Genomic DNA, 25,482 nt, shown 5'->3' with positions numbered 1-25,482 from the left:
GGGGCCTGGTCGCGGACCGCCGCGACATCCGGACGCAACACTCCGATGTGAGGATCAGGGCATGAACGCGCTCTTCGCCGTCCGGCCCGTCCCGCTCGACGATCCCAGGATTCCCGCCCTGCTCACCGCCTACCACCTGCGCACGGAAGCGGAGAAAGGGGTCCCCGTCGGCTCCCCCGCCGCACTGCCGGCGGCCTACCGGGCCGAGGTGCTCGACCCGGCGGCCTCCTTCGCCTCCGCCACCGTGCTGCTGGCCGTCGACGGTACCGACAGCGCCGTCGGCATGGTCGTGCTGACCGCGCCGGGCTCGGACGGAGCCCGGGAGGTCAAGCGGCTCTGGGTTAAGACGGCGGCCCGTCGCACGGGCGTGGCGGCGGCGCTGATGGACGGGGCCCTGCGCCGTGCCGCCGAGGACGGGACGCTCACGGTCCGGCTCTCGGTCTGGCTCTGGCGGGGGCGGGCCATCGCGCTGTACCGCGGCCTCGGTTTCGAGACGGTGCCGTCCTGGGACGACCGCCCCGGCCTGCTCTGTCTGGAGAAGACGTTGCGCGGACCGGGGGCGACCCCGCTGGACGGGCCGACGCGCATCGAGCGGATCGACGCCGCGCGCATCCGCGCGCACGCCTCCGAGGGACTCGCCGGACTGCTCGTCGACGCCGTAGAGGGGGGAGCCTCCCTGGGGTTCCTCGCGCCGCTGCGCCGGGACGAGGCGGCCGACTGGTGGCGGGAGGCGGCCGAGGAGGCGGAGCGGGGCGCGCGGACGGTCTGGACGGCGCAGGGCCCCGACGAGGCGGTCCTCGGCGCTGTCACGCTGATCCACGGGGACAAACCGAACGGACGCCACCGGGGCGAGGTCGCCCGGCTGATCGTCCACCGCTCCGCGCGTGGGCAGGGTCTGGGTGGACGGCTGCTCGCGGCGGCGGAGCGACACGCGGCGGTCCAGGGCATGACCCTGCTGGTGCTCGACACCCAGAGCGACAGCCCCGCCGAGCACCTGTACCGGAGTGCGGGCTGGACGGCCGCCGGCGTCATCCCCGACTTCGCCGCCGATCCGTCGGGCACCCTGCGCCCCACCACGCTGTACTACAAGCGGCTGGGGCGGTCCGGGACGCAGGAGCCGCCGCCGGCGTGAGGACCGCCGGCCGGCGAGGGCGGGCGCGGGCGAAAGACGAGGGGCCCGGGTGCGTTGCCGCACCCGGACCCCTCGAGGTCTCGCCCGCCGCCCCGCCCTCCGGGCGGACGGAGCTACTTCCGCGACACGCCCTAGGGCAGCTGGGCCGCCCGCGCCTCGCGGCGGTTGCCGCGGAAGGTGTTGACCCGACGGGCCGTCGCGAAGAGGGGGATCACGGCGCCCATCACCACCTGGAGCGCGCAGCCGGTCTGGAGCAGGAACGCGCCGCCCGGCGCGTCGAAGGCCCACGCCGCCAGCATGCCCATGGCGCCGACGATCCAGGCGAGCATCGCCACCGCGAGGACGCCCCGCGGCTTGGGGTACTCGACCCGGCTCACCATCAGCCAGGCCACTCCGATGATCGCGAGGAGCGTGGGGATGAACGGCAGTTCCAGAAGCACGATCGAGACGACCGTCAGCGCGCCGAAGGGGCTCGGCATGCCCTGGAACATGCCGTCCTTCATCGTCACGCAGGAGAATCTGGCGAGGCGCAGCACCACGGCGAGGAGCACCACGATCGCGGCCACCGCCGAGACCTTCTGCTGGGCGTCGTCCGCGACCATGCCGTACACGAGCACGAAGTAGGCCGGGGCCAGACCGAAGCTGATCAGGTCCGAGAGGTTGTCGAGCTCCGCGCCCATCGGCGAGCTGCGCAGCTTGCGGGCCACGAGTCCGTCGAACAGGTCGAAGATCGCCGCGCAGAGCATGAGGATCACGGCGGTGGCGGCGCTGTTGCGCGCCATGCCGGTCTCGTTGCTGCCGGTGAGGTGCGGGATGAGGATGCCGGTGGTGGTGAAGTACACCGCCATGAAGCCACATGTGGCGTTACCGAGCGTGAGGGCGTCCGCTATGGACAGCCTCAGCGACAGCGGCATCTCCTCGGCCTCGTCGGCACCGTCCGTCTCCGCGTCGGCGACCCAGTCGCCGGCCCGGGTGTCGGGATCAATCACGGTCAATTCGAGTCACCCCCGCAGTCGTGGTCTGACCGACCTCGACAGCGACGTCGACACCTTCCGGAAGGTAGATGTCAACGCGCGACCCGAAACGGATCAGACCGATGCGCTCGCCCTGCTCGACCTTCGTCCCCTGGGGGATGTACGGCACGATGCGGCGTGCGACGGCACCCGCGATCTGCACCATCTCGATGTCACCGAGCTCGGTGTCGAAGTGCCAGACAACGCGTTCGTTGTTCTCGCTCTCCTTGTTGAACGCCGGGACGAACCCGCCGGGCACGTGCTCCACGGACGTCACCGTTCCGGCCAGCGGCGCGCGGTTGACGTGCACGTTCAGCGGGCTCATGAAGATGGCGACGCGGGTGCGTCCGTCCTTCCACGGCATGATGCTCTGCACCACGCCGTCGGCGGGTGAGATGACCCGGCCCTGCGCGATCTCGCGCTCGGGGTCGCGGAAGAACCACAGCATGCCCGCCGCGAGCGCGGTGGTGGGCACGGCGACGGCCGCCCAGCGTCCGGACCTGCGGGCCCGGGCGAGGCTGAGCGCCGCGGTGGCGACGGTCGGCAGAAGCCACGGCGATGCTCCGCGCGCGAGGCGTACGCCGGAGAGGCTGTCGCGAGGTGCAGAGGTTTGGCTGTGGGGCATGGATGACCTTCGTAGCGGATGATGCCGCGCGGGCAACGGGGGACGGCGGCTTTCGGGCGATGCTATCGGTTGCGGGCCGCAACTGGGCAAGCCAGAAGCCGAGTCGGAGGCCGGAAGAAGATGACAGGGTGTGATCTTCTTCGCGGCCAAACCGCCCCAGAACCGACAATCAACCCTGGAATCGGTACTCCTCGAGCAGTCGGCGCCCAATGATCATTTTCTGGATCTCGGCGGTACCTTCACCGATGAGCAGCATCGGAGCCTCTCGGTAGAGACGCTCGATCTCGTACTCCTTCGAGAACCCGTACCCGCCGTGGATGCGGAAGGCGTCCTCCACGACTTCCTTGCAGTATTCGGAGGCGAGGTACTTCGCCATCCCTGCTTCGAGGTCGTTTCGTTCTCCGGAGTCCTTTTTGCGTGCTGCGTTGACCATCATCGCATGAGCGGCCTCGACCTTGGTAGCCATCTCGGCGAGCTTGAACTGAATCGCCTGGTGCTGGGCGATCGGCTTGCCGAAAGTGTGACGTTGCTGGGCATATGAGACACCCAGTTCGAAGGCACGCTGCGCGACGCCGCAGCCACGCGCGGCCACGTTGACGCGGCCGACCTCCACGCCGTCCATCATTTGGTAAAACCCTCGGCCGGTGGTGCCACCGAGGATCCGATTGGCCGGAATGCGCAGTCCGTCCATGATGAGCTCGGTGGTGTCGACCCCCTTGTAGCCCATCTTGTCGATCTTCCCGGGAATGGTGAGACCGGGCCGGACCTCACCGAAGCCGGGCTCCTTCTCGACCAGGAAGGTCGTCATCGACTTGTGGGGGGCCGTGCCCTCCGGGTGTCCTTCGTCACTTCTGACGAGAACCGCGACCAGCGTCGACGTGCCGCCGTTCGTCAGCCACATCTTCTGGCCGTTGAGGACGTACTCGTCGCCGTCCCGGACCGCCTTCGACGTGATCGCGGACACGTCGGAGCCCAGGGCCGGCTCCGACATCGAGAACGCGCCCCGCGTCTCGCCGGCCGCCATCCGGGGCAGGAAGTAGTCCTTCTGCTCCTGGGTGCCGTGCTGCTTGAGCATGTACGCGACGATGAAGTGGGTGTTGATGATGCCGGAGACCGACATCCAGCCGCGGGCGATCTCCTCCACGCACAGCGCGTAGGTGAGCAGCGACTCACCCAGGCCCCCGTACTCCTCGGGGATCATCAGACCGAAGACGCCGAGCTCCTTCAGCCCGTCGACGATCTCCTGGGGGTACTCGTCGCGGTGCTCCAGTTCCGTCGCGACCGGGATGATCTCCTTGTCGACGAAATCCCGGACGGTGGAGAGGATCTCCTGCTGCACATCGGTCAGACCGTGGGTCTGGGCGAGTCGCGCCATGACTACTTCTCCGGCTTCTTGGAGGGCTCGATCAGCTCGGGGCGGCCGGGCTGCTCGCCGCCGCGCTCCTTGATGTACGTCTCGGTGGGCACCATCACCTTGCGGCGGAAGACGCAGACGAGGGTGCCGTCCTGCTTGTAGCCCTTGGTCTCGACGTAGACGATGCCGCGGTCGTTCTTCGACTTCGAGGGTGTCTTGTCGAGGACCGTGGTCTCGCCGTAGAGGGTGTCGCCGTGGAAGGTCGGCGCCACATGGCGCAGCGACTCGATCTCCAGGTTGGCGATCGCCTTGCCCGAGACGTCCGGTACGGACATGCCGAGCAGCAGCGAGTAGATGTAGTTGCCGACGACGACGTTCTTCCCGAAGTCCGTCGTGTTCTCCGCGTAGTTCACGTCCATGTGAAGCGGGTGGTGGTTCATCGTCAGCAGACAGAAGAGATGGTCGTCGTACTCGGTGACCGTCTTTCCGGGCCAGTGCTTGTAGACGGCACCGACTTCGAACTCTTCGTAGGTACGGCCGAACTGCATGCGCGCTCAGTCCTTGTCAGCTGGAGGGGATCTCGAACGTGGTGGTGCGCTGCATACCGGCGGCGCGACCCTTTCCGGAGATGACCAGGGCCATCTTGCGGGATGCCTCGTCGATCATCTCGTCGCCGAGCATGGCCGAGCCCTTCTTCCCGCCGGCCTCGGAGGTGTAGTAGTCGTACGCGTCCAGGATCAGCTCGGCGTGGTCGAAGTCCTCCTGCGAGGGCGAGAAGATCTCGTTCGCCGCGGCGACCTGGTCCGGGTGGAGGACCCACTTGCCGTCGAAGCCGAGGGCGGCGGCGCGCTGGGCGACGGCCCGGTAGCCCTCGGGGTTGCGGATCTGCAGGTAGGGTCCGTCGATCGCCTGGAGGTTGTTGGCCCGGGCGGCCATCAGGATGCTCATCAGGATGTAGTGGTACGCGTCCGCGTCGTAGCCGGGCGGCTGCTCGCCGACGACGAGCGACTTCATGTTGATGGAGGCCATGAAGTCGGCCGGGCCGAAGATGATCGTCTCGACCCGCTGCGAGGCGGTCGCGATCGCGTTCACCTGGGTGAGGCCCTGGGCGTTCTCGATCTGTGCCTCGATGCCGATCTTGCCGACCTCGAAGCCCATGGTCTTCTCGATCTGCGTCAGCAGCAGGTCGAGCGCCACGATCTGCTGGGCGTCCTGGACCTTCGGCAGCATGATGCAGTCCAGGTTCTGGCCCGCCCCCTCGACGACGGTGACGACGTCGCGGTACGTCCAGTGGGTCGTCCAGTCGTTGACGCGAACCACCCTGGTCTTGCCGGTCCAGTCGCCCTCGTTGAGGAACTTCACGATGGTGTGGCGCGCGTCGGGCTTCGCCAGCGGGGCGCAGGCGTCCTCCAGGTCCAGGAAGACCTGGTCCGCGGCGAGCCCCTGGGCCTTCTCCAGGAAACGCGGGTTGGAGCCGGGCACCGCGAGGCAGGAGCGGCGCGGACGCAGACGGTTCACGGGGCTGGTCATGCGGGGACCTCCAGGGGGTCGAGCTTGTTCGCTTTCCGGATCTCGTCGACGATACGGCCGATGATCTCCGTGATACCGAAGTCCTTCGGTGTGAAGACGGCGGCCACACCCGCGCGCTTCAGGTCTACTGCGTCGGCGCTGGGGATGATGCCGCCGACGATGACCGGGATGGGCGTGTCGCCCGGACCGCCGGGCCCGGCGGCGGAGGTGGCGGCGCCCGCCTCGCGCAGACGCTCCAGGACGTCCGGGACCAGCTCGGCGTGCGAGCCCGAGAGGATCGACAGGCCCACGCAGTGCACGTCCTCGGCGAGGGCGGCGTTCACGATCTGCTCCGGGGTCAGCCGGATTCCCTGGTACACCACCTCGAAGCCGGCGTCACGCGCGCGCACCGCGATCTGCTCGGCGCCGTTGGAGTGTCCGTCCAGGCCCGGCTTGCCGACCAGCAGGCGCAGCCGGCCGGTGCCGAGCTCGTCCGCCGTGCGCGCCACCTTCTCCCGGACGAGGGCCAGCGGAGTGCCCTCCTCGGCCGTCACCGCGACCGGGGCCGAGGAGACACCCGTCGGCGCGCGGAACTCGCCGAAGACGTCCCGCAGGGCCCAGGACCACTCGCCGGTCGTCACCCCGGCCCGCGCGCACTCCAGGGTGGCGGCGAACAGGTTGCCCTCCCCGGCGGCGGTGGCCTTCAGCGCGGCCAGGGAGTCCTGGGCGCGGCTCTCGTCGCGGTTGTCGCGCCACTCGTGGAGCGCCGCGACGACACGGGCCTCGTTGGCCGGGTCGACCGTCATGATCGCCGTGTCGAGGTCCGCGGTGAGCGGGTTCTCCTCGGTCGACTGGAAGACGTTCACGCCGACGATCTTCTCCTCGCCGGCCTCGATCCTGGCGCGCCGCTCGGCGTGCGAGGAGACGAGCTGCGACTTGAGGTAGCCGGACTCGACGGCCGCCATGGCCCCGCCCATCTCCTGGATCCGCTCGATCTCGGCCAGGCACTCCTTGACGAGCGAGTCGACCTTGGCCTCGATGACGTGCGAACCGGCGAAGATGTCCTCGTACTCCAGCAGGTCCGACTCGTGCGCCAGGACCTGCTGGATGCGCAGGGACCACTGCTGGTCCCAGGGACGGGGAAGGCCCAGGGCCTCGTTCCACGCGGGCAGCTGGACGGCGCGCGCGCGGGCGTCCTTGGAGAGGGTGACGGCCAGCATCTCCAGGACGATGCGCTGGACGTTGTTCTCCGGCTGGGCCTCGGTGAGACCGAGCGAGTTGACCTGGACGCCGTAGCGGAAGCGGCGCTGCTTGGCGTTCTCGATGCCGTACCGCTCCCGGGTGATCGTGTCCCAGATGCGGCCGAACGCCCGCATCTTGCACATCTCCTCGACGAAGCGGACGCCCGCGTTGACGAAGAAGGAGATGCGGGCGACGACGTCGCCGAAGCGGTCCGCGGGCACCTGTCCGGATTCGCGGACCGCGTCGAGCACCGCGATGGCCGTGGACATCGCGTAGGAGATCTCCTGGACCGGAGTGGCCCCCGCCTCCTGCAGGTGGTAGCTGCAGATGTTGATCGGGTTCCACTTCGGGATGCTGTTCACCGTGTAGGTGATCATGTCCGTCGTCAGCCGGAGCGACGGGCCGGGCGGGAAGACGTGCGTCCCGCGCGACAGGTACTCCTTCACGATGTCGTTCTGGGTGGTGCCCTGGAGCCTGGTGACGTCCGCACCCTGCTCCTCGGCGACCACCTGGTAGAGCGCCAGCAGCCACATCGCGGTGGCGTTGATGGTCATCGAGGTGTTCATCTGCTCCAGGGGGATGTCCTGGAACAGCCGGCGCATGTCACCGAGGTGCGAGACCGGAACGCCGACCCGGCCGACCTCGCCGCGGGCGAGGATGTGGTCGGGGTCGTAGCCGGTCTGGGTCGGCAGGTCGAACGCGACCGAGAGGCCGGTCTGCCCCTTGGCGAGATTGCGCCGGTACAGCTCGTTGGACGCCTCGGCGGTCGAATGACCGGCGTACGTCCGCATGAGCCACGGCCGGTCCTTCTGGGTGGGCTGGCGCTCTGTCATGACGGGGGTGCCGCCTCTCAGATGTTCCGGAAGCGGTTGATGGCGTCGATGTGCTTCTCGCGCATCTCCGGGTTCCGCACGCCCAGACCCTCGGACGGGGCGAGCGCGAGGACGCCGACCTTGCCCTGGTGCAGGTTGCGGTGCACGTCGTAGGCGGCCTGCCCGGTCTCCTCCAGGGAGTACACCTTGGAGAGGGTCGGGTGGATCTTGCCCTTGGCGATCAGGCGGTTGGCCTCCCACGCCTCGCGGTAGTTGGCGAAGTGCGAGCCGATGATCCGCTTCAGCGACATCCACAGGTAGCGGTTGTCGTACTCGTGGTTGTAGCCGGAGGTCGAGGCGCAGGTGACGATCGTGCCGCCCTTGCGCGTGACGTACACGGAGGCGCCGAAGGTCTCGCGGCCCGGGTGCTCGAAGACGATGTCGACGTCCTCGCCGCCGGTGAGCTCGCGGATGCGCTTGCCGAAGCGCTTCCACTCCTTCGGGTCCTGGGTGTGCTCGTCCTTCCAGAACTTGTAGCCGTCGGCGTTGCGGTCGATGACCGCCTCGGCGCCCATGGCCCGGCAGATGTCGGCCTTCTCCGGGGAGGAGACGACACAGATCGGGTTGGCGCCGCCGGCCAGGGCGAACTGGGTGGCATACGAGCCGAGGCCACCGCTCGCGCCCCAGATCAGGACGTTGTCGCCCTGCTTCATGCCGGCGCCGTTGCGGGAGACCAGCTGGCGGTACGCGGTGGAGTTGACGAGGCCCGGGGACGCCGCCTCCTCCCAGCTCAGGTGGTCGGGCTTCGGCATCAGCTGGTTCGACTTGACGAGGGCGATCTCCGCCAGGCCGCCGAAGTTGGTCTCGAAGCCCCAGATGCGCTGCTCGGGGTCGAGCATCGTGTCGTTGTGGCCGTCCGAGGACTCCAGCTCGACCGAGAGGCAGTGCGCGACGACCTCGTCGCCGGGCTGCCACGCGTTCACGCCGGGGCCGGTGCGGAGTACGACGCCCGCGAGGTCGGAGCCGATGATGTGGTACGGCAGGTCGTGGCGCTTGCTGAGGTCGGAGAGCCGGCCGTAGCGCTCCAGGAAGCCGAAGGTCGACACCGGCTCGAAGATCGAGGTCCAGACCGAGTTGTAGTTGACCGAGCTGGCCATCACGGCGACCAGGGCCTCACCCGGGCCGAGCTCGGGGAGCGGGACCTCGTCGAGGTGGAGGGACTTGCGGGGGTCCTTGTCGCGGCTCTCGAGACCGCGGAACATCTCGGTCTCGTCCTTGTGCACGGTCACCGCGCGGTACGACTCGGGGAGCTTGATGTGGGCGAAGTCCGCGGACGTGGTGTCCGGCGACTGGATCGCGTCCAGGATGTGCTTCACGGGGTGCCTCCGGCGGTGCGCGTCTGAGGGGGACCGGTGGGAAGTTCCCCCTCGGGGTCGAGGGTGGGGGTGGAGCTGTGGAGGTGTGCCGTCGGTTCGGCGGGGTGGTGCGGTGGCTGCGCCTGGTGGGCGCGGAGGTTGCCTGTGACGCAGGCGTCCGGGCACACATTCACGATCGCTTGTGGGGACAGCCGGCGCACGAGGAGAACTCTGCGCGCCGACCGCCCGGACAACATCAACGTATGGCACCGCGTGTCACCTGACAAGGCACTGGGTGCCAATAATTTCACTCAGATGCAATCCGCCCGTCACATATGAGCGATGATCGATCGTCGCGGACTTTCCGGAGGCACGCAGGAACGGACGAAGGCCGCCCCCGTCCTGGGGGCGGCCTTCGTCCGTCGGGAGGGCCGGGGCCTGCCCGGTCCCTCCCGGGCGCCGGCTCGCGGACCGGCCCGTCAGCCCTGCCGCAACGCCTGCCGGATGGTGCGCATGACCTCGTCCAGCGGAGCGTCCGTCCGGGCCACGGCCACCATCACGCCGCCCTCCGCGGAGGCCGTGGCGGGCGGGTCGGCGGGGGTCTGCGCGACGCTCTGCGCGGCCTGCCCGGCGGCCGTGGCCGGCCGGGCGCCTATGCCGGTGCCGAAGGTCTCGCGGACGATCGCGAAGGCGTGGTCCAGCTGCGCCTCCACGTCGCCCTGACCGCCGGCCCGCAGCCAGCGGCGCAGCACGTGGTTGTGGGCGGTGACGACCGCCGAGGCGGCCACCTCGGCGAGCAGCGGATCGTCGTTGCCGTCGTGGTGGTCGCGTTCGTCGAAGTGGCCCAGCAGATAGCGGGTGAAGAGCCGTTCGTAGCGGGCCACCGAGGCGATCTCGCGCTCCCGCAGCGTCGGAACCTCACGCGTCAGCCGGTACCGCTCCACGGAGACCGAGGGAGACCCGGCGTACATCTTCATGACTTCCTTGATGCCCCGGCAGACCGTGTCCAGCGGGTGCTCGTGGGGCGGTGCGGCGTTCAGCACAGCCTCCGCCCGCACCAGGGTGTCGTCGTGGTCGGGGAAGATCGCCTCTTCCTTGGAGCGGAAGTGCCGGAAGAACGTCCGGCGGGCCACCCCGGCCGCGGCGGCGATCTCGTCGACCGTCGTCGCCTCGTACCCCTTCGTCGCGAAGAGTTCCATCGCCGCCGTCGCCAGCTCGCGGCGCATCTTGAGGCGCTGGGCCGCCGCGCGGGTGCCCGCCGCGCTTTCCTGGGCGTCGGGCGTGGACGTGGCACGGGGTGACTTCGCGGCCTTGGACATGTCCTGAACGTACTGCATCAGCGCGGGTGTGTGCCCAGGTGGGGGAGGGGTGCCGGACCCGTCACGGAAGCCCGGGGGACCCGGCACCGGCGTCCCCGAGGGCCGCAGCAACCCTCCCCAGCCCGCCGAGGGCTCAGCGTCGGGCATATTCGCGGAAGCCGCGCCCCGTCTTGCGCCCCAGGCAGCCGGCCGCCACCAGGTGCTCCAGAAGCGGCGCCGGGGCCAGACCCGGGTCGCGGAACTCGCGGTGCAGCACCTTCTCGATCGCGAGCGAGACATCGAGGCCGACGACGTCCAGCAGCTCGAACGGCCCCATCGGGTAGCCGCCGCCCAGCTTCATCGCGGCGTCGATGTCGTCCAGCGTCGCGTAGTGGTCCTGGACCATCTTGACCGCGTTGTTCAGGTAAGGGAAGAGCAGGGCGTTGACGATGAACCCGGCCCGGTCGCCGCAGTCCACCGGGTGCTTGCGGATCTTCGTGGTGACCTCGCGGACCGTGGCGTGGACGTCGTCGGCGGTCAGCACCGTACGGACGATCTCGACCAGCTTCATCGCCGGGGCCGGGTTGAAGAAGTGCATGCCGATGACGTCCTGCGGGCGCGAGGTGGCGCGGGCGCAGGCGACGACGGGCAGTGAGGACGTCGTGGTGGCGAGCACCGCGCCCGGCTTGCAGATCTTGTCGAGCGTCGCGAACAGCTGCCGCTTGATCTCCAGGTCCTCGGCGACGGCCTCGACGGCCAGGTCCACCTCGGCGAAGGAGTCGAGCGAGCCGGCCGCGGAGATCCGGGCCAGCGTCTCGTCCCGTGCCCCGGCGGTCATCCTGCCCTTGTCGACCGAGCGTGCCAGTGACGTGGCGATCCGCGCCTTCGCCGTGTCGGCCTTCTCCTGGGAGCGGGCGGCGAGCACGACGTCGTAGCCGGCCTTGGCGAACACCTCGGCGATGCCCGAGGCCATCGTGCCGGAGCCCGCGACACCCACCGAGCGGACCTCGCGGGCCGGCCGGTCACCGGCCGCCGAGTCCTCCGGCGGCGTCAGCGCGTCACGGACCGTGGAGGCGGAGCCCGGCGCGTCGTACGTGTAGAAGCCGCGCCCCGACTTCCGGCCGGTCAGCCCGGCCTCGCTGAGCTGCTTGAGGATCGGGGCGGGGGCGTGCAGCCGGTCCTGGGACTCGCTGTACATCGCCTCCAGGACCGTACGGGCGGTGTCCACCCCGATCAGGTCGAGCAGCGCCAGCGGCCCCATCGGCAGACCGCAGCCCAGCCGCATGGCGGCGTCGATGTCCTCGCGGGAGGCGTACTTGGCCTCGTACATCGCCGCGGCCTGGTTGAGGTAGCCGAAGAGCAGCCCGTCGGCGACGAACCCGGGGCGGTCGCCGACCGCGACCGGCTCCTTGCCGAGGTCGTGGGCGAGGGCGGTGACGGCGTCGACGGCCCCCGGGGCGGTCAGCACCGAGGAGACCACCTCGACCAGCTTCATGGCCTGGACCGGGGTGAAGAAGTGCAGGCCGAGGACGCGTTCGGGGTGGGCCGAATCGGCGGCGAGCCGGGTGACCGAGAGCGCGTTGGTACCGGTGGCGATGATCGTGTCCGGCCGGACGATCGAGTCCAGGGCCCGGAAGACCTCCTGCTTGGCCTCGTACGACTCGGGCACGACCTCGATGACGAGGTCGGCGTCGGCGGCGGCCTGGAGGTCGGAGAAGGTGCGGAAGCGCGCGAGGACGTCCTGCCGCTCCTTCTCGGTGATCCGTCCACGGTCCACGGCACGGGTGGTGGAGGCATCCAGGGCGGCGACCGCGTGGGAGGCGGCGACGTCGCTGACGTCGATGCCGATGACCTCACGGCCGGCGCGGGCGAGGACGTCGGCGATACCGGTGCCCATGGTGCCGAGGCCGATGACGGCGATGGTGGAGAGAGGGGTGTCCATCAGGGGACTCCAGGAGGGAAGAGTGACGTCTGAAGGCGAAGATGCGGAATTCCGGGCGGAAAGGCCGAAAGGGCGGACCGCGCGAGGTCGAGGCAGCACGCGATAAAGGAGCCGCGTGGAGAAAGGGCGACGGACTCTGTCCCGGAGTCACGCCGAAAAACTGCCGAACCGAACCGACGAACTCTCACGGCGGCTGCGTCACCAGGCCGCTGTGAGTGAGCGGGGTTGACCCGCTCACCTGAGATTAACCGGCGAGTAACGAGCGCGCCAGTCCCGGGAAGTGGGGAAAATGTGATCTGGGTCGCGGATACGCTGACCGTCATGGATATCGCCCGCGAGAACGCCCGCGACGAAGAATTCCGCTCGATGATCGATCGATTGCGGGACGAGATCCGGAACGCACCCGAGGGCCCCGCGAGATGCCGCGCATTGCTCCTCACCGAGGACCACGACCGGCTCGCCGAGGTGCTCGCCGCGCCGCACCGGCCGCTCTGGGCCCGGGAGATCGCCGCCTACCGTCTCGGTGTCGCCCGAGACCCGCGCGCCTTCGAGACCCTGGTCCTGCTCGTCAACCACCGCGACCCCGAGCGGTGCGTCAGCGCCGCGCACGCCCTGGTACGGCTCGGCGACCCGCGCACCGCACGGGCCGCCGCCGCTCTGGCCACCAACGAACTCCGGGTGGCCTACGCCCTGCTGCCGGTCCGGCTGCTCACCGAACTGCGCGCGCCCGAGTCGGTACCGGCGCTGATCACCGTCCTGGAACGCCGGCTGCGGCCCGGTGATCCGCACTGGCGGGTCGCCCTCGCCTGCGTCGAGGGCCTGGGGGCGCTCGGCGACCCGCGTGCCCGCCTCTCGCTCGAGGCGGCCCTGTCCCATCCCCGCCTGGGGGAGGCGGCACGCACCGCACTCGCCCGGCTGGACCACTGAGCGGCCCCGGGCGCGCGGACCGGGCGTCCTCCCGCGCGGCACGGCCCTCCGGCGACGCGCCGGCCCCGCCGGACGGCCCGGCGGGGCCGGCACCCCTCCTCGTCGGCGCCGCCGAGGAGACCCTCAGCGCCGGTGACCCAGCAGGTCGTGGAGGACGGCGCCGCCCGTCGCGCCGCCGTGGCGGGCCGTCGGCCGCACGGGCTCGGGGGCGGGCAGCCTCGCGCACACGGCGTCCGCCTCCGACAGCCCGTCGCCGCGCGGCACCCGCCCCGTGGCCAGATACGTCGCCAGATGCTCGTCCGGACAGGCGTTCCCGCTGAGCGTCACCCCGTGGTTCCCGCCGCCCTGCTCGACCACCAGGCTGGAGCCCCGCACCCTCCGGTGCAGCTCGGCGGCGCCCTGGTAGGGCGTGGCCGCGTCGTTCGTCGCCTGGAGGATGAGGATCGGCGGCACCTCGTCGTTCGTGAGCTCCGGCGGCTTCAGCGAGTCCACCGGCCAGAACGCGCAGGGCGCGTTGTACCAGGCGTTGTTCCAGGTGGCGAAGGGCGCCTTCGCGTGGGCCGCCCAGTTGTCCTCGCGCCAGACACCCCAGTCGCGCGGCCAGGCCGCGTCCCTGCACTGGACACTGGTGTACACCGAGTAGCCGTTGTCGGACGCGTCGTCGGGCGCGGCGAGGGCCTCGTAGGCCGCTCTGAGCGGAGCGTCGTCCCCGTCGTGGACGTAGGCGGAGAAGGCCGCGGCGAGGGCGGGCCAGTACCCGTCGTAGTAGCCGCCGGGCAGGAAGGTGTCCTCGAGTTCCGAGGGTCCGACCTCGCCGCCCGCCGGAGTCTCCCGCAGCGCGGCGCGCATCCGGTACCAGGCGGCCTCCACGGCCGCCGGGTCGGTGCCCAGCCGGTAGGCGGCGTCGTGGCGCGCGACCCAGGCGAGGAAGTCCTTGTGCCGGGCGTCGAAGGCGTGGTCCTGCGCCAGATTGTCCCTGTACCAGACGCCGCGCGGATCGACCACGGAGTCCAGGGCCATCCTGCGCACCCGCTCCGGGTACAGCCGGGCGTACACGGCCCCGAGGTAGGTGCCGTAGGAGTACCCGAGGTAGTTGAGCCGGCTCGCGCCCACCGCCTCGCGGATCGCGTCCATGTCGCGGGCGGTGCTCACCGTGTCGATGTACGGCAGCAGGTCGGCGTACTTCGCGCCGCACGCCTCCGCGAACGCCCGCGCCCGTTCGACACCGGTGCGTTCGCCCTCCGCCCCGACGGGTACCGAGTCGGGCCGTACGGCTGTGAAGTGGCCCGGCCGGCAGTCCAGCGCGGGCTCGCTGCGGCCGACACCGCGCGGGTCGAAGCCGATCACGTCGTACTGCGCCGCCACGGCGGGAGGCAGCGAAGCGGCCACGAACCCCGCCATCGCGCGTCCGCTGCCGCCGGGCCCGCCCGGGTTGACGAGCAGCGGCCCCTGGGATTCCTCCGCGGTGTGCGCGACCCGGCTCAGCGCCAGCGTGACGGTCCGGCCGGCCGGGTCGTCGTGGTCGAGCGGGACCTCCAGAGAGCCGCACTCCAGCCTCGGATACCGCGTGGTGGGGCAGTCGGACCAGACGAGGCGGGCGAGGGGGCGGGGGGTCGGTTCGGGGCGTGGCTCCGCGGACGCGGGCAGGACGGTGACCGTCCCGGCGACCAGTGCCCCAGTGGCGAGCAGCACGCCTGCACGTGGGTTCATAGGGCGTGCGTGCCCCGCCCACGGCGCGAGGGGACAGGTTCCGGGGAGAGTTGACCCGATCAGAGGAGGGTGAGCTGGGTCGCGCCCGGCGGTGCCGACTCCCCGGCGGCGGAGATTCCGCGCGACGCGCCCCGGCGGGCCGGGCCGATCCCGAACTCGGCCGCCGGCTCGTGCACCTGACGGGTGATCCGGCGCTGGTACCAGCTCGGCGCGTAGGCCCCGTCGGCGTACATCCGCTCGTAGCGGCCCACCAGCCCCGGGTGGTGGCGGTGCGGCCAGGTCATGAACCATTCGCGCGCGCCGGGCCGCGCCGACAGGATCCCCGGCATGAGCCGGTAGCGCCCCTCGGCCCTCTGGCGGCGGTCGACGTCGCTACCCATCGCATGTGCGCGCCGTACCGGCTCCGGGAGGCGAGCCGGCGACGCAGCGACTCCGGAGTGTTGATCTCGACCACGTTCGGGGAGTCGAAGCCGACACCGGTGTCGAGATCCGGATAGCCGTGGGTCTTGCGGGCGAAACAGTGGACACAGGCGTGCGTACAGCTCCGGTACGGGTTGACCGTCCATTCGAACGGTATGTGTGAGGCCCCGGTACCCGGCTCACGATCGAACGGGCCCGCACCTCGTGGGAGGTGACGCCGCGGAACTCGGGCGTGTCGAAGGCGCGGACGGTGACCGCGTCCGTGCCGAACAGGGCCGTTCCGGCCGGGCCGACGGCGTCGTCACCCAGATTGTCCCGGCGCGTGACCGCCTCCTGGTGGCTTCCTGGTGGCTTTCCGGCCTCCGGCTCGGAGGCCGTCGGGCGGACCGTCCGTACGGCCGCCCATCCAGAATGGAACGCATGTTCCCTTGATCGCCGCGGCTCGGATTTTGGGGGTCCGGCCCCAGGTGGTTGGCTGGTGCCACACCCCTGAGACAACAAGTGCTGGAGGAAGTGCCATGGCGCAGGTCGAGGCCACGACGGAGCGGATCATCGCGGCGGACGCGGAGCAGGTGTTCGACGCGCTGGCCGACTACGACGGCACGCGCGCGAAGTTGCTCCCCGAGCACTTCAGCGAGTACGAGGTGCGCGAGGGCGGCGACGGCGAGGGGACCCTCGTCCACTGGAAGCTCCAGGCCACCAGCAAGCGCGTCCGTGACTGTCTCCTGGACGTCACCGAGCCCACCGACGGGCGACTGGTCGAGAAGGACCGCAACTCCAGCATGGTCACCACCTGGACCGTCACCCCCGCGGGCGAGGGCCGCTGCACGGCGGTCGTGAGCACCGTCTGGGACGGCGCCTCGGGCATCGGCGGCTTCTTCGAGAGGACCTTCGCCCCCAAGGGGCTCGGCCGCATCTACGACGCCGTCCTGGACAAGCTGGCCGCCGAGGTCGAGAAGTAGCGTCCCCCGAAGGAGCGTTCCCCCAGGGCGCCCCGCACGGAGGCCCCCAGGACACACCGCTCACCGTTTCGGGTGGACTGCCGCGCCTCCCCTGTGACCGCGGCCCGCGCGCGCGTGGGCAGCGGAGGCTGCCGCGCGGGCGCTGACGGGCGCCCCCGAGGTCGCGACGGCAGGGGCGTCGGACCCCTCCACCGTCACCGCCGCCCGTCGGTCCGACGGGCGGCAAGACGCGGACGAGACCGACGGCGACGCGTGGCGCGCGGGTCGTGGCAGCCACTTCCCGCGCCCGGCCGGCCCTTCACCGGCCCCGCCCCCACGGCCCCACAGGCTCGCATCCCGCGCCGCCCCTGTCCCCGGCCGCCCGCCACGGACGTCCCCGGGACAGCGGGCGGCCATCCAGAACTTCGCCAGGGGCGATGGGTGAGGCTGTCAGGCGTCTCATGGCCGCTGTGGGGTACAGGACGCCGAGAAAGGGCAACGGATCGTGAATGCTGGGGAGTTCGTGGCCGAGCTGAGCGCGCTCGGTGTGACGATGTACGAGGAGGACGGCCGGCTGCGCTACCGCGCTCCCCAGGGGGTGATGACGCCGGAACGGCTGGACACCCTGAAGACCCACCGGGACGCGGTACTCGCCCTGCTGCGCGACCGCGAGCACGGCCCCGCCGCCGTCGCGGACCCGGACGCGGCCCACGAGCCGTTCCCGCTCACCGACGTCCAGGCCGCCTACCTGCTGGGCCGAAGCGAGGCGTTCGACTACGGCGGCGTGGCCTGCCACGGCTACCTGGAACTGGCCCTCCCGCACTGGGGCGCCGACCGGATCGAGGAGGCATGGAACGAACTGATACGCAGGCACCCGATGCTGCGGGCCGTCGTCTCCGCCGAAGGCCACCAGCGGGTACTCCCCGAGGTCCCGCACTACCACGTCCGGCGCGAGGACCTGAGGGACGCGGACACCGACACCCGCACCGGCGCCCTGGAAGCCACCCGCGCCGAGATGTCGCACCAGGTACGGCCCACGGACCAGTGGCCGCTGTTCGACCTCCGGGTCACCCGCACCGACCGTGCCACACTCCTGCACGTCGCCGTCGACCTCCTCGTCTGCGACTACGTCAGCATCCGCCTGCTGCTCACCGAACTCAACGAGATCTGCGCCGGCACCCGGCGGCCCGAGCCGCCGGAGATCACCTTCCGCGACTACGTCCTGGCCGCCGCCCGCGCCCGCGAGGGCACCCGCCACCAGCGCGACCGCGCCTACTGGTGGGACCGCGTCGACGACCTGCCGCCCGCCCCCGACCTGCCGCTGCGGACCGACTCGCTCGCCGCCCCACCGCACTTCACCCGGCACGGACTGCGCCTGACCCCCGAACAGTGGCGGACCCTCGGCCGCCGTGCCGCCGAGGCCGGCGTGACCGCCTCGGGAGTCCTGCTCCAGTCCTTCGCCGAGACCATCGGCCGCTGGAGTCGCAGCCCCCGCTTCACCCTCAGCCTCACCGTGCAGAACCGCCTCCCCCTGCACCCCGACACCGACCGTGTCATCGGCGACTTCAGCTCCACCAGCCTGCTCGCCGTCGACCTCGACGAGGGCGCGACACTCCTCGACCGCACCCGCGGCACGCAGGCCAGACTCTGGGAGGACATGGACCACCGGCTCTGCTCGGGCGTGGAGGTCCTGCGGGAGATCGCCCGCCGCCGGGGCCGCGCCGAGGCACTGCTCCCCGTCACCTTCACCAGCACCGTCAGCGGCGTCGGAGCGGAGCCCGCGCCCCCGCTGATGCCGGACGGCGAACTGGTCCACGGCATCACCCAGACACCCCAGGTGTGGATCGACTGCCAGATCATGGAGGACGGAGGCGGACTCCTCGCCCACTGGGACGTCCGGGACGGCGTCCTCCCCGACGGCGTCGCCGACGACATGTTCGCCGCCTTCGCGGACCTCGTGGAACGCCTCGTCGACGGCGCCACCACGTGGCGGCACACCGACCCCGTCGCCCTCCCCGCCGGGCAGACGGCCCGTGTGACGCGCGCCAACGACACGGCGGCCCCCCACCCGGCGGGACTCCTGCACGACGCGGTCGTCGCCCAGGCCGCGCGCACCCCGGACCGCACCGCGGTCGTGACCCCCACCCGTACGCTCGGATACGGCGAACTCCTCGCCCACGCGCGCGCGGTGGCAGCCGCCGTCACGGACGCCGGCTGCCGGCCCGGCGAACGCGTGGGCATCGTGATGGACAAGGGCTGGGAGCAGGTCGCCGCCGCGCTGGGCGTCCTGCTCGCCGGCTGCGCCTACCTGCCGGTGGACACCACCCAGCCCGCCCTGCGCCGGGACGCCGTCCTCGCGGACGCCGAGGCCCGCCTCGTCCTCACCCAGTCGTGGCTCGCGCCCGCCCTCGGCCGGCCCGGCGGCCCGCCCGCCGTCGCCGTCGACACCCTGGACCCCGCGGCCCCGGACGCCAACGGCCGGGAACCCGCCCCCCGCGCGGCACCCGAGGACCTGGCGTACGTCATCTACACCTCGGGCTCCACCGGCACGCCCAAGGGCGTGATGATCAGCCACGCCGCCGCCCGCAACACCGTGGACGACGTCAACGCCCGCTTCGGGGTGACCGCCGACGACCGGGTACTCGGACTCGCCCAGCTCGGATTCGACCTCTCCGTCTACGATGTCTTCGGCCCCCTCGCGGTCGGCGGCGCCCTCGTCCTGCCCGACCCGGCGCACCGGGGCGACCCCGCCCACTGGGCGGCCCTGCTGTCCGACCACGCCGTCACGGTGTGGAACTCCGTACCCGCGCAGATGCAGATGCTGGAGGAGTACCTCCGCGGCCTGCCCGCGGCCGACGTCCCCCGCCCGCGGCTGGCCCTGCTGTCCGGCGACTGGCTCCCCGTCACGCTGCCCGACGCCGTCCGGCGCCGGATACCCGGCCTCGAGGTCATCAGCCTCGGCGGGGCCACGGAGGCGGCGATCTGGTCGATCTGCCACCCCGTCACCGAGGTCGACCCGGCCCTGCGCAGCATCCCGTACGGCAAGCCGCTGGCCAACCAGCGCTTCCACGTCCTGGACGGACGGATGCGCGAATGCCCCGCCCACGTCACCGGCGAGCTCCACATCGCGGGAGCCGGCCTCGCCCTCGGCTACCTCGGCGACGCCGAACGCACCGCCGAACGCTTCGTCATCCACCCCGTCACCGGCGAACGGCTCTACCGCACGGGCGACATGGGGCGCCGTCTCGACGACGGCACCATCGAGTTCCTGGGCCGGCTGGACCGGCAGGTCAAGCTCAACGGGCACCGGGTCGAGCTCGCCGAGGTGGAGGCCGCGCTGCAGAGCCACCCCGCCGTGGAGCTGGCCGCGGCCACGGTCCAGGGCGAGGGCGGCGCCCGCCGTCTGGTCGCCTTCGCCGAGTCCGGCCGGGCCGAGCCCCCCGCCCCGCCCGCACTGCTCCGGGACACCGCGGCTGCCGGCGGCGCCGCCACCGCGCGCGGCATCGAGGACGCCGAGGTCACCGAGATGGTCGACCTGCTCGACGTGTCCGCCCTCCAGTCGATGGCCGCCCTCTTCCGGTCCTGCGGCCTCTTCCCGTCCCCCACCGCCGAACACACCCTGGACGAGGTCCTCCAGGCCACCGGGGCGGCCCCCGAGAACCACTACCTGGCACAGCGCTGGCTCACCGCGCTGGAGCACGAGGGGCGGGTGACCCAGGACCCCGACACCGGCCGCTACCGCGATCTGCGCGAGGACACCCGGGAACGGCACGACGAGGTGCTGCGCCGGATCGACGCCCTCGAACCGCGCATCCGCTGGGGTGCCGAACTCGTGCGCTACCACCGGGTGTCCGAACAGCACCTCGCACCGCTGCTGCGCAACGAGATCGACCTCAAGACCCTGCTCTTCCCCGAAGGGCGCCTGGACACCGCCGAGGCCGCCTACCGCGACAACCTGATCAGCCGGCACAACAACGCGGCCGTGGTGGCCTCGCTCCAGCGGATCGCCCGGGAACACCCCGGACCCGGACCGCTCCGGCTCCTCGAGATCGGCGCGGGTGTCGGCGGCACCAGTACCGAGCTGGTCCCGGCGCTCGAAGGGCTCGGCGTCGACTACCTCTTCACCGATCTCTCCCACTTCTTCCTCACCGCGGCCGAGGAACGCTTCCGCGCCCATCCCTGGGTCCGCTACGGCCTGTTCGACCTCAACCGGGACTACCGGACCCAGGGCCTCGCCCCGAACTCCTTCGACGTGATCCTGCTGGCGAACGTGCTCCACAACGCCGTGCACGCCGAGCGGGTGCTGGCCGGGCTGCGCGAACTCCTCGCCCCCGGCGGCTGGCTGGTCTTCATCGAGGCCACTCGCGACGCCTACCACGTCATGACGTCGATGGAGTTCAACGCCGGGCTGCACGGCTTCGAGGACGAGCGCAGGCACACCGGCCAGACCTTCTTCGGCCGCGAGCAGTGGCTGAGGATGCTGGAGTCCGCCGGCGCCGAGGTGGCCGTCTGCCTCCCCGAGGAGGGAACCGCGCTCGACCGGGTCGGCCAGCACGTCTTCGCGTCCCGGTTCAAGTCCGACCGGGCACGGCTGAGCCCCGAGGCACTGCTCGACCACCTCGCGGACCGGCTGCCCGGCTACATGATCCCGGGTGAACTCCAGATCGTGGACCGGGTTCCGCTCACCGGCAACGGCAAGATCGACCGTGCCCGGCTGGACGCCTGGACGGCCTCCGCCGCGCGCGGCCGGGTCGACGAAGGCGGCGACGCGCCGCACGAGGGCATGGAACAGCGGCTCGCCGCCCTGTGGACGGACGTGCTGCCGGTGACCACTGTCGGCCGCGACGCCAACTTCTTCGACCTCGGAGGCGACTCGCTGCTGGTGGCCCGGCTGGTGACCACCATGCGCGAGCAGCTCGCCGAGGCCGCCGTCCTCGCCTGGGACGACCTGCTGCGTCTGGTGATGAACCGGCCGACGGTGGCCGCGCTCGCGGCGCACCTGGCCGTACCGGGGGAGAACCTGGCCGGCCCGGCCGGCGCCGGCCCCGCCTCCCCGTTCGTCCCGATCAGCGGCGCGCCGGCCGACGCGCCGGACACGGTGCCCCGGATCCTCGTGCACGACGGCACCGGCACCGTGATCCCGTACCGGGGCGTGATCCGCGAACTCGCCCAGCAGGTGCCGCTGGCCGCGCTCGTCGTCGACGACATCGACGCGTTCCTGAAGGCCGACCCGCGCACCCAGGTGGACGAGCTCGCCGACCGGCATGCCGAGGCACTCCTCGCCGAGGGGCTCCGGCGGGTGCATCTCGTGGGGTACTGCATGGGCGGACTGCTGGTCCCCGAACTCGCGCGTCGGCTGTCGGCCGCGGGCGTGGAGGTGACCGGACTGACCGTCATCAGCAGTTACCGGGTGCCCTACCTGGTGGAGGACGATCTGCTCGCCGAGTACATCTTCGCGCGGCTCATGCGGGCCGACCCGGTCGCCCTCGGCTATCCCGAGGACGAGGCGGCGACACGCGAACTCGTCGAGGCGGCCACCGCCGAACACGGGAACACGGTGCCCCCGGGCAGCCTGGCCGGCCGCTCGCCCGACACCCTGTCCGAGGCGGGGCGCGAGGCCCTGCTGGCGTTCCGCGCCCTCGCCGCGCGTCCCCAGGAGGAACGCCTGCGCGCCATCGGCGCCGCCATGCCCGCGGAGGACGCCGCACTGCGGTCCGAGGAACGCATCTCACGGCTCTTCCGTATCGTCCGGCACAGTCTGGTGTCCGTCGCCTCTCACGAGCCGACCCCCTGCGCCGTCCCGGCGACCTTCGTGCGCCAGACCGGCGAGGCGGAGATATTCCCCGGCATGCACGACGACATGACGGAGTACTGGCAGCGGGTCTGCGGTGAGCGGCTGCGCATCGTGGACGTGCCCGGCGACCACTTCAGCTGCATGCAGCCGCCGCACGCCCGCTCCGTGGCGCGGGCGCTGCTCGCGCGGGAGGAAGAGTGACCGGCGCCCCGCCCCTGATCGGTGTCCTCGGCGGCTACGGAGCGGTCGGCGGGGCCGCCGCCCGCGTCCTGGCCGACAGCGGGTTCCGCCTGCGGATCGGTGGCCGTGACCCCGGAGCGGCGGCCCGGTGTGCCGCCGCCCTCCCGGGCTCGGCGGAAGGGCGGGCGGTCGACGCCCTGGACGACGGCGCCCTCGCGCGGTTCGCCCACGGCTGCGACGTCCTCCTCAACTGCGCGGGACCCGCCTATCTGCTGGCCGGCCGCCCCCGGCGGGCGGCGGCCGGCGCCGGGGCCCGCTATGTGGACGTGATGGACGGTTCGGAAGACGGCGCGGCGCCGGCCGGAGAACGTACGGCGGTGCTGTCGGCCGGGATCGCCCCCGGGCTGTCGGGTCTGCTGCCCCGCCTCCTGACGGAGTGGCGGCCGGGGACCGCGGGCCGTGCCACCCGGATCGTCCCGGGCGCGGCCCGGTTCACCGGCCTGTACGTCTCGCTCGGTGCCTTCACCCGGACCGGCGCGACGGACTACCTGCTGAGCATGGACCGCGGCTACGGAACGCCGCGGGCCCAGTGGCGGGACGGCCGGGTGGTGCCGGGCGCCCTGCGGGGCGCCGAGGAGCACACGGTGGCGGGAGTCCCGCACCCGGTCACCGCGCACCCGTATCTGACCCGCGAGCTGGTGGCCCAGGCGCGGGCGCTGGGGCTGGCCGAGGCGCGCTGGTACAACGCCTTCGACGGCCGTCACCTGCTCGACGCGCTGAACCGCTCCCGGGCCTGCGGCGACCGGGCGGGGAGCCTGGACGCCCAGGCCGAAGCGGTGGTGCGGGCCAGCACCCTCGACGCGCTGGGGCGGACTCCCTACCACGTGCTGTGGGGCGTGCTGGAGTCCCTGGAACCGGCGGGGTCCGCGCGGGCGCCGGTCCGGCGCACCGTGCTGATCCGCGGCGATGACGGGTCGGCGATGACGGGCGTGGTCGGCGCGGTCGCGGCCCGGGAGGTGGCGTTCGGCCGGATCGGGGCCGGTGTCCACCGGGCGGCGTCCGTGCTGCGGGCCGGGCCGGTCACGGACGCGCTGCGGCGGTACCTGCCCGGCACCGTCGTCACCGTCTGCGAGGACGCGCCGGCGAAGGAGGCCGTCGGAGGGCGCCCGGCGTCCGGAGGGATGGAGGAGGGCGTGCTCTGAGAGCCCGTCAGGTGGTCTCTGACCGGGCCGGAGGACACCCGGCCGACAGGCTCTGAGCGCCGCGGGAACGCCGCGCACGGCGACGCGGGCGGATGGAGGTCCGCCCGCGTCGCCGTGCGCCGGTCGAACCGGTGGGCATCAGGCCGGATCGCACGCCAGGGGACGTCCGGGCGGGGCGAGTCCGACGCCGAGGTCGTTCAGCCGGCGCAGGTTGTCCCGGACGACGGCGGCTCCCTCGTCGAGGTCGGTGTGGTCGACGGGTGCCATGGCCATCCGCTCCAGGCACTTCTCCACCGCGATGTTGGTCGTGTGGTCGTTCCTGGGCATCAGCCAGTGCTGGTAGTCGTGCTGCCAGAGGCTGAGGACCGCCTTGTCGTTGGTGAGCCGGACCTTGTCCAGGGTCTCCTTCTGGAGCCGTGCGGCCTCGGCGCTGTCCATGCCGATGTGCGACCAGGGGGAGGCGGGGTCGGTCGGGTCGTCCGCGACGATGCGGAGCTCCTCCCGGTCCTGCCACAGCGGCATCGTCTCGTCGGTGATGGAGAACTTGGAGAGCGAGAAGTGCCCGGAGTACTCGTGCAGCAGGTAGTCCTGGGTGTCCTGGAACATCTCCGGGTTCTCCCCGGGGTATCCGCAGATGAAGAGGCCGTAGTACGAGAGCCCGCCCTCGCTGAGGAGTTCGATCGCGCGGCGGTTCTGCTTGACCGAGACCCGCTTGCTCATCCGTTTGAGCGTGGCGTCGTTCATCGACTCGAACCCGATGTGCAACTGGAAGCAGTGCGCGGCCTCGAGTCCCGCGACCAGCTCGGCCGAGTTGATGGTGTTGGCCCGGCTGAACCCCTCCCACCTGGGTACTCCCGAGCCCGGAAGGATCTCCAGGAGCCGGCGCAGGCGGGTCGGCGGAATGGTGAAGGTCGAGTCCATGGCCGAGATGGAGTCCGCGGCGTTCCGTTCCGCGTAGGCGATCCAGTCGTCGCGGATCTTCTCGGCCGACTTGTAACGCCATTTCGGGGAGGCGGCCGGAAAGGAACAGAATTTGCAGTCGAAGGGACAGCCCCGCATGGACTCGTACGGGACGATCGCCTGTTTGCCGATGACGAGTGGCGAGGGGAATTCGTCGATGTCGACGTATTCCGTCGGATTGATGCGGATGTCGTCTCCGTCGCGCCACACCAGATTGGGCACCGTGCTCAGGTCGCCGCGGCCGGACAGCGCGTCCAGGGTCCGGGGCAGCGCGACCTCGCCGTCGCCGCGCACCACGGCGACGATCTCGGAGTGGTCGCGCAGCGCGGACATGAACTTCAGGTTGGTGAACTGCCCGCCCGTCACGATCGCGGTGCCGGGCAGGTTCTGCCGGACCCAGGCCACGGCGGCGCCGAGGATCGGGCCGTTCCAGATGTACGTGGTCGACAGCAGGACGTAGTCCACGTCGCCGGTCGGGGCCTTCGCGCGGCCCTCCCAGACGTCCTCCAGGTCGACGCGCTCGAAGTCGTGGCCGCTGTTCTCCAGGATGGACAGCAGGGTGACGGTGGTCAGGTGGGGGGCCGTGTCCGCGCGGGGCCGCAGCAGCGCGTACTCCGTGCCGGACTGGGTGAAGGCGAGCCGGCCGAGCGCGAGGTCCGGGCTCCCGGCCCGCCGCAGCATCTCCCTGGCGCGCTCGGGGGGCTCGGCCGCGAAGAGCGAGCCCTCGAGATAGGGCGAATTCATGTTGGCGGGCCCGAGCCCGCTCAGAAGTAGAAAGCGCACGCGTACCCGCTCCCGTTGGGATTGTCGTGTACTGCCCCTGGCAGGGGTTGTCGACGATCCTTCCAGCCTTCTCCTGGGCATCGTCTGGGTGGAATCTCCATAGGGGAAAAGCCTGGTAGGAGTGGTGGGAGGGGTGTCGGAGCGGGCGCGCGGGCGTGTGCCGAGGCGGTTGCGACACCGGTTCTTATACGTGTAAAGTTATGTCTCGTTATTCACGGATCTTGCCGTCCGCCCGTGGTCGCGCGACCACGTCCGCGGGCCGGACGGTCGCGCCTGAGAGGTG

16 protein-coding genes and 1 pseudogene are annotated in these 25,482 nt (G+C 71.4%); 5 read left to right on the top strand and 12 right to left on the bottom strand.

Annotated features, from left to right (window positions below):
- Nucleotides 1-61 precede the first annotated feature (61 nt).
- Nucleotides 62-1,132: a GNAT family N-acetyltransferase gene (locus OG393_RS04775; RefSeq protein ID WP_327373317.1), complete on the top strand. Its 1,071-nt coding sequence runs from the start codon at nt 62-64 to the stop codon at nt 1,130-1,132.
- Between the two features lie 131 nt (nt 1,133-1,263).
- Here the strand turns inward: OG393_RS04775 and pssA are convergent, their stop codons facing one another.
- From pssA to OG393_RS04730, 9 genes are all read right to left on the bottom strand, one after another.
- Entirely contained in the window at nt 1,264-2,121 is an 858-nt protein-coding gene (gene pssA, locus OG393_RS04770) for a CDP-diacylglycerol--serine O-phosphatidyltransferase (RefSeq protein WP_327378310.1), read from the bottom strand.
- Nucleotides 2,114-2,770, bottom strand: coding sequence for a phosphatidylserine decarboxylase (locus OG393_RS04765; protein WP_327373316.1), 657 nt, complete (start codon nt 2,768-2,770; stop codon nt 2,114-2,116). Before OG393_RS04765 ends, pssA begins: the two co-directional genes overlap by 8 nt.
- 169 nt (nt 2,771-2,939) lie before the next feature.
- The gene (locus tag OG393_RS04760) at nt 2,940-4,145 is read right to left on the bottom strand and encodes an acyl-CoA dehydrogenase family protein (protein WP_327373314.1); all 1,206 of its coding nucleotides are present in this window, start codon (nt 4,143-4,145) and stop codon (nt 2,940-2,942) included.
- Nucleotides 4,146-4,147: 2 nt separating this feature from the next.
- The gene (locus tag OG393_RS04755) at nt 4,148-4,672 is read right to left on the bottom strand and encodes a MaoC family dehydratase (RefSeq protein ID WP_327373313.1); all 525 of its coding nucleotides are present in this window, start codon (nt 4,670-4,672) and stop codon (nt 4,148-4,150) included.
- Between the two features lie 16 nt (nt 4,673-4,688).
- Nucleotides 4,689-5,654, bottom strand: a complete 966-nt coding sequence (locus OG393_RS04750; RefSeq protein ID WP_327373312.1) for an HpcH/HpaI aldolase/citrate lyase family protein — start codon at nt 5,652-5,654, stop codon at nt 4,689-4,691.
- Nucleotides 5,651-7,708, bottom strand: a complete 2,058-nt coding sequence (locus OG393_RS04745) for a protein meaA (RefSeq protein WP_327373311.1) — start codon at nt 7,706-7,708, stop codon at nt 5,651-5,653. The genes OG393_RS04750 and OG393_RS04745 overlap by 4 nt, the downstream gene beginning before the upstream one ends.
- Nucleotides 7,709-7,725: 17 nt before the next feature.
- Entirely contained in the window at nt 7,726-9,063 is a 1,338-nt protein-coding gene (ccrA, locus tag OG393_RS04740) for a crotonyl-CoA carboxylase/reductase (RefSeq protein ID WP_327373310.1), read from the bottom strand.
- Nucleotides 9,064-9,521: 458 nt separating this feature from the next.
- Complete coding sequence (locus tag OG393_RS04735) at nt 9,522-10,379, bottom strand: TetR family transcriptional regulator (RefSeq protein ID WP_327373309.1); 858 nt, start codon at nt 10,377-10,379, stop codon at nt 9,522-9,524.
- 115 nt (nt 10,380-10,494) lie between these two features.
- Complete coding sequence (locus OG393_RS04730) at nt 10,495-12,282, bottom strand: 3-hydroxyacyl-CoA dehydrogenase family protein (protein WP_327373308.1); 1,788 nt, start codon at nt 12,280-12,282, stop codon at nt 10,495-10,497.
- A gap of 321 nt (nt 12,283-12,603) precedes the next feature.
- Here OG393_RS04730 and OG393_RS04725 point away from each other — a divergent pair, with 321 nt between their 5' ends.
- On the top strand, nt 12,604-13,209 hold the full coding sequence (locus OG393_RS04725; RefSeq protein ID WP_327373306.1) for a HEAT repeat domain-containing protein: 606 nt from the start codon (nt 12,604-12,606) through the stop codon (nt 13,207-13,209).
- 123 nt (nt 13,210-13,332) lie between these two features.
- Here OG393_RS04725 and OG393_RS04720 read toward each other — a convergent pair whose 3' ends face one another.
- Together OG393_RS04720 and OG393_RS04715 are read right to left on the bottom strand one after the other, a co-directional pair.
- Nucleotides 13,333-14,919, bottom strand: a complete 1,587-nt coding sequence (locus OG393_RS04720; RefSeq protein ID WP_327373305.1) for an alpha/beta hydrolase — start codon at nt 14,917-14,919, stop codon at nt 13,333-13,335.
- A gap of 59 nt (nt 14,920-14,978) precedes the next feature.
- Nucleotides 14,979-15,648, bottom strand: a pseudogene (locus OG393_RS04715) (hypothetical protein).
- Nucleotides 15,649-15,857: 209 nt separating this feature from the next.
- Here OG393_RS04715 and OG393_RS04710 point away from each other — a divergent pair.
- From OG393_RS04710 to OG393_RS04700, 3 genes are all read left to right on the top strand, one after another.
- On the top strand, nt 15,858-16,301 hold the full coding sequence (locus tag OG393_RS04710) for an SRPBCC family protein (RefSeq protein WP_327373303.1): 444 nt from the start codon (nt 15,858-15,860) through the stop codon (nt 16,299-16,301).
- 484 nt (nt 16,302-16,785) lie between these two features.
- The gene (locus OG393_RS04705; protein ID WP_327373302.1) at nt 16,786-22,275 is read left to right on the top strand and encodes a non-ribosomal peptide synthetase; all 5,490 of its coding nucleotides are present in this window, start codon (nt 16,786-16,788) and stop codon (nt 22,273-22,275) included.
- On the top strand, nt 22,272-23,456 hold the full coding sequence (locus OG393_RS04700; protein WP_327373301.1) for a saccharopine dehydrogenase NADP-binding domain-containing protein: 1,185 nt from the start codon (nt 22,272-22,274) through the stop codon (nt 23,454-23,456). The genes OG393_RS04705 and OG393_RS04700 overlap by 4 nt, the downstream gene beginning before the upstream one ends.
- 138 nt (nt 23,457-23,594) lie before the next feature.
- Here the strand turns inward: OG393_RS04700 and OG393_RS04695 are convergent, their stop codons facing one another.
- The gene (locus OG393_RS04695) at nt 23,595-25,199 is read right to left on the bottom strand and encodes a B12-binding domain-containing radical SAM protein (RefSeq protein WP_327373300.1); all 1,605 of its coding nucleotides are present in this window, start codon (nt 25,197-25,199) and stop codon (nt 23,595-23,597) included.
- Nucleotides 25,200-25,482: the final 283 nt, after the last annotated feature.

It is taken from the genome of Streptomyces sp. NBC_01216 (assembly GCF_035994945.1).
Lineage (GTDB): Bacteria > Actinomycetota > Actinomycetes > Streptomycetales > Streptomycetaceae > Streptomyces.
This window is presented reverse-complemented; position numbering and strand designations above follow the sequence as displayed.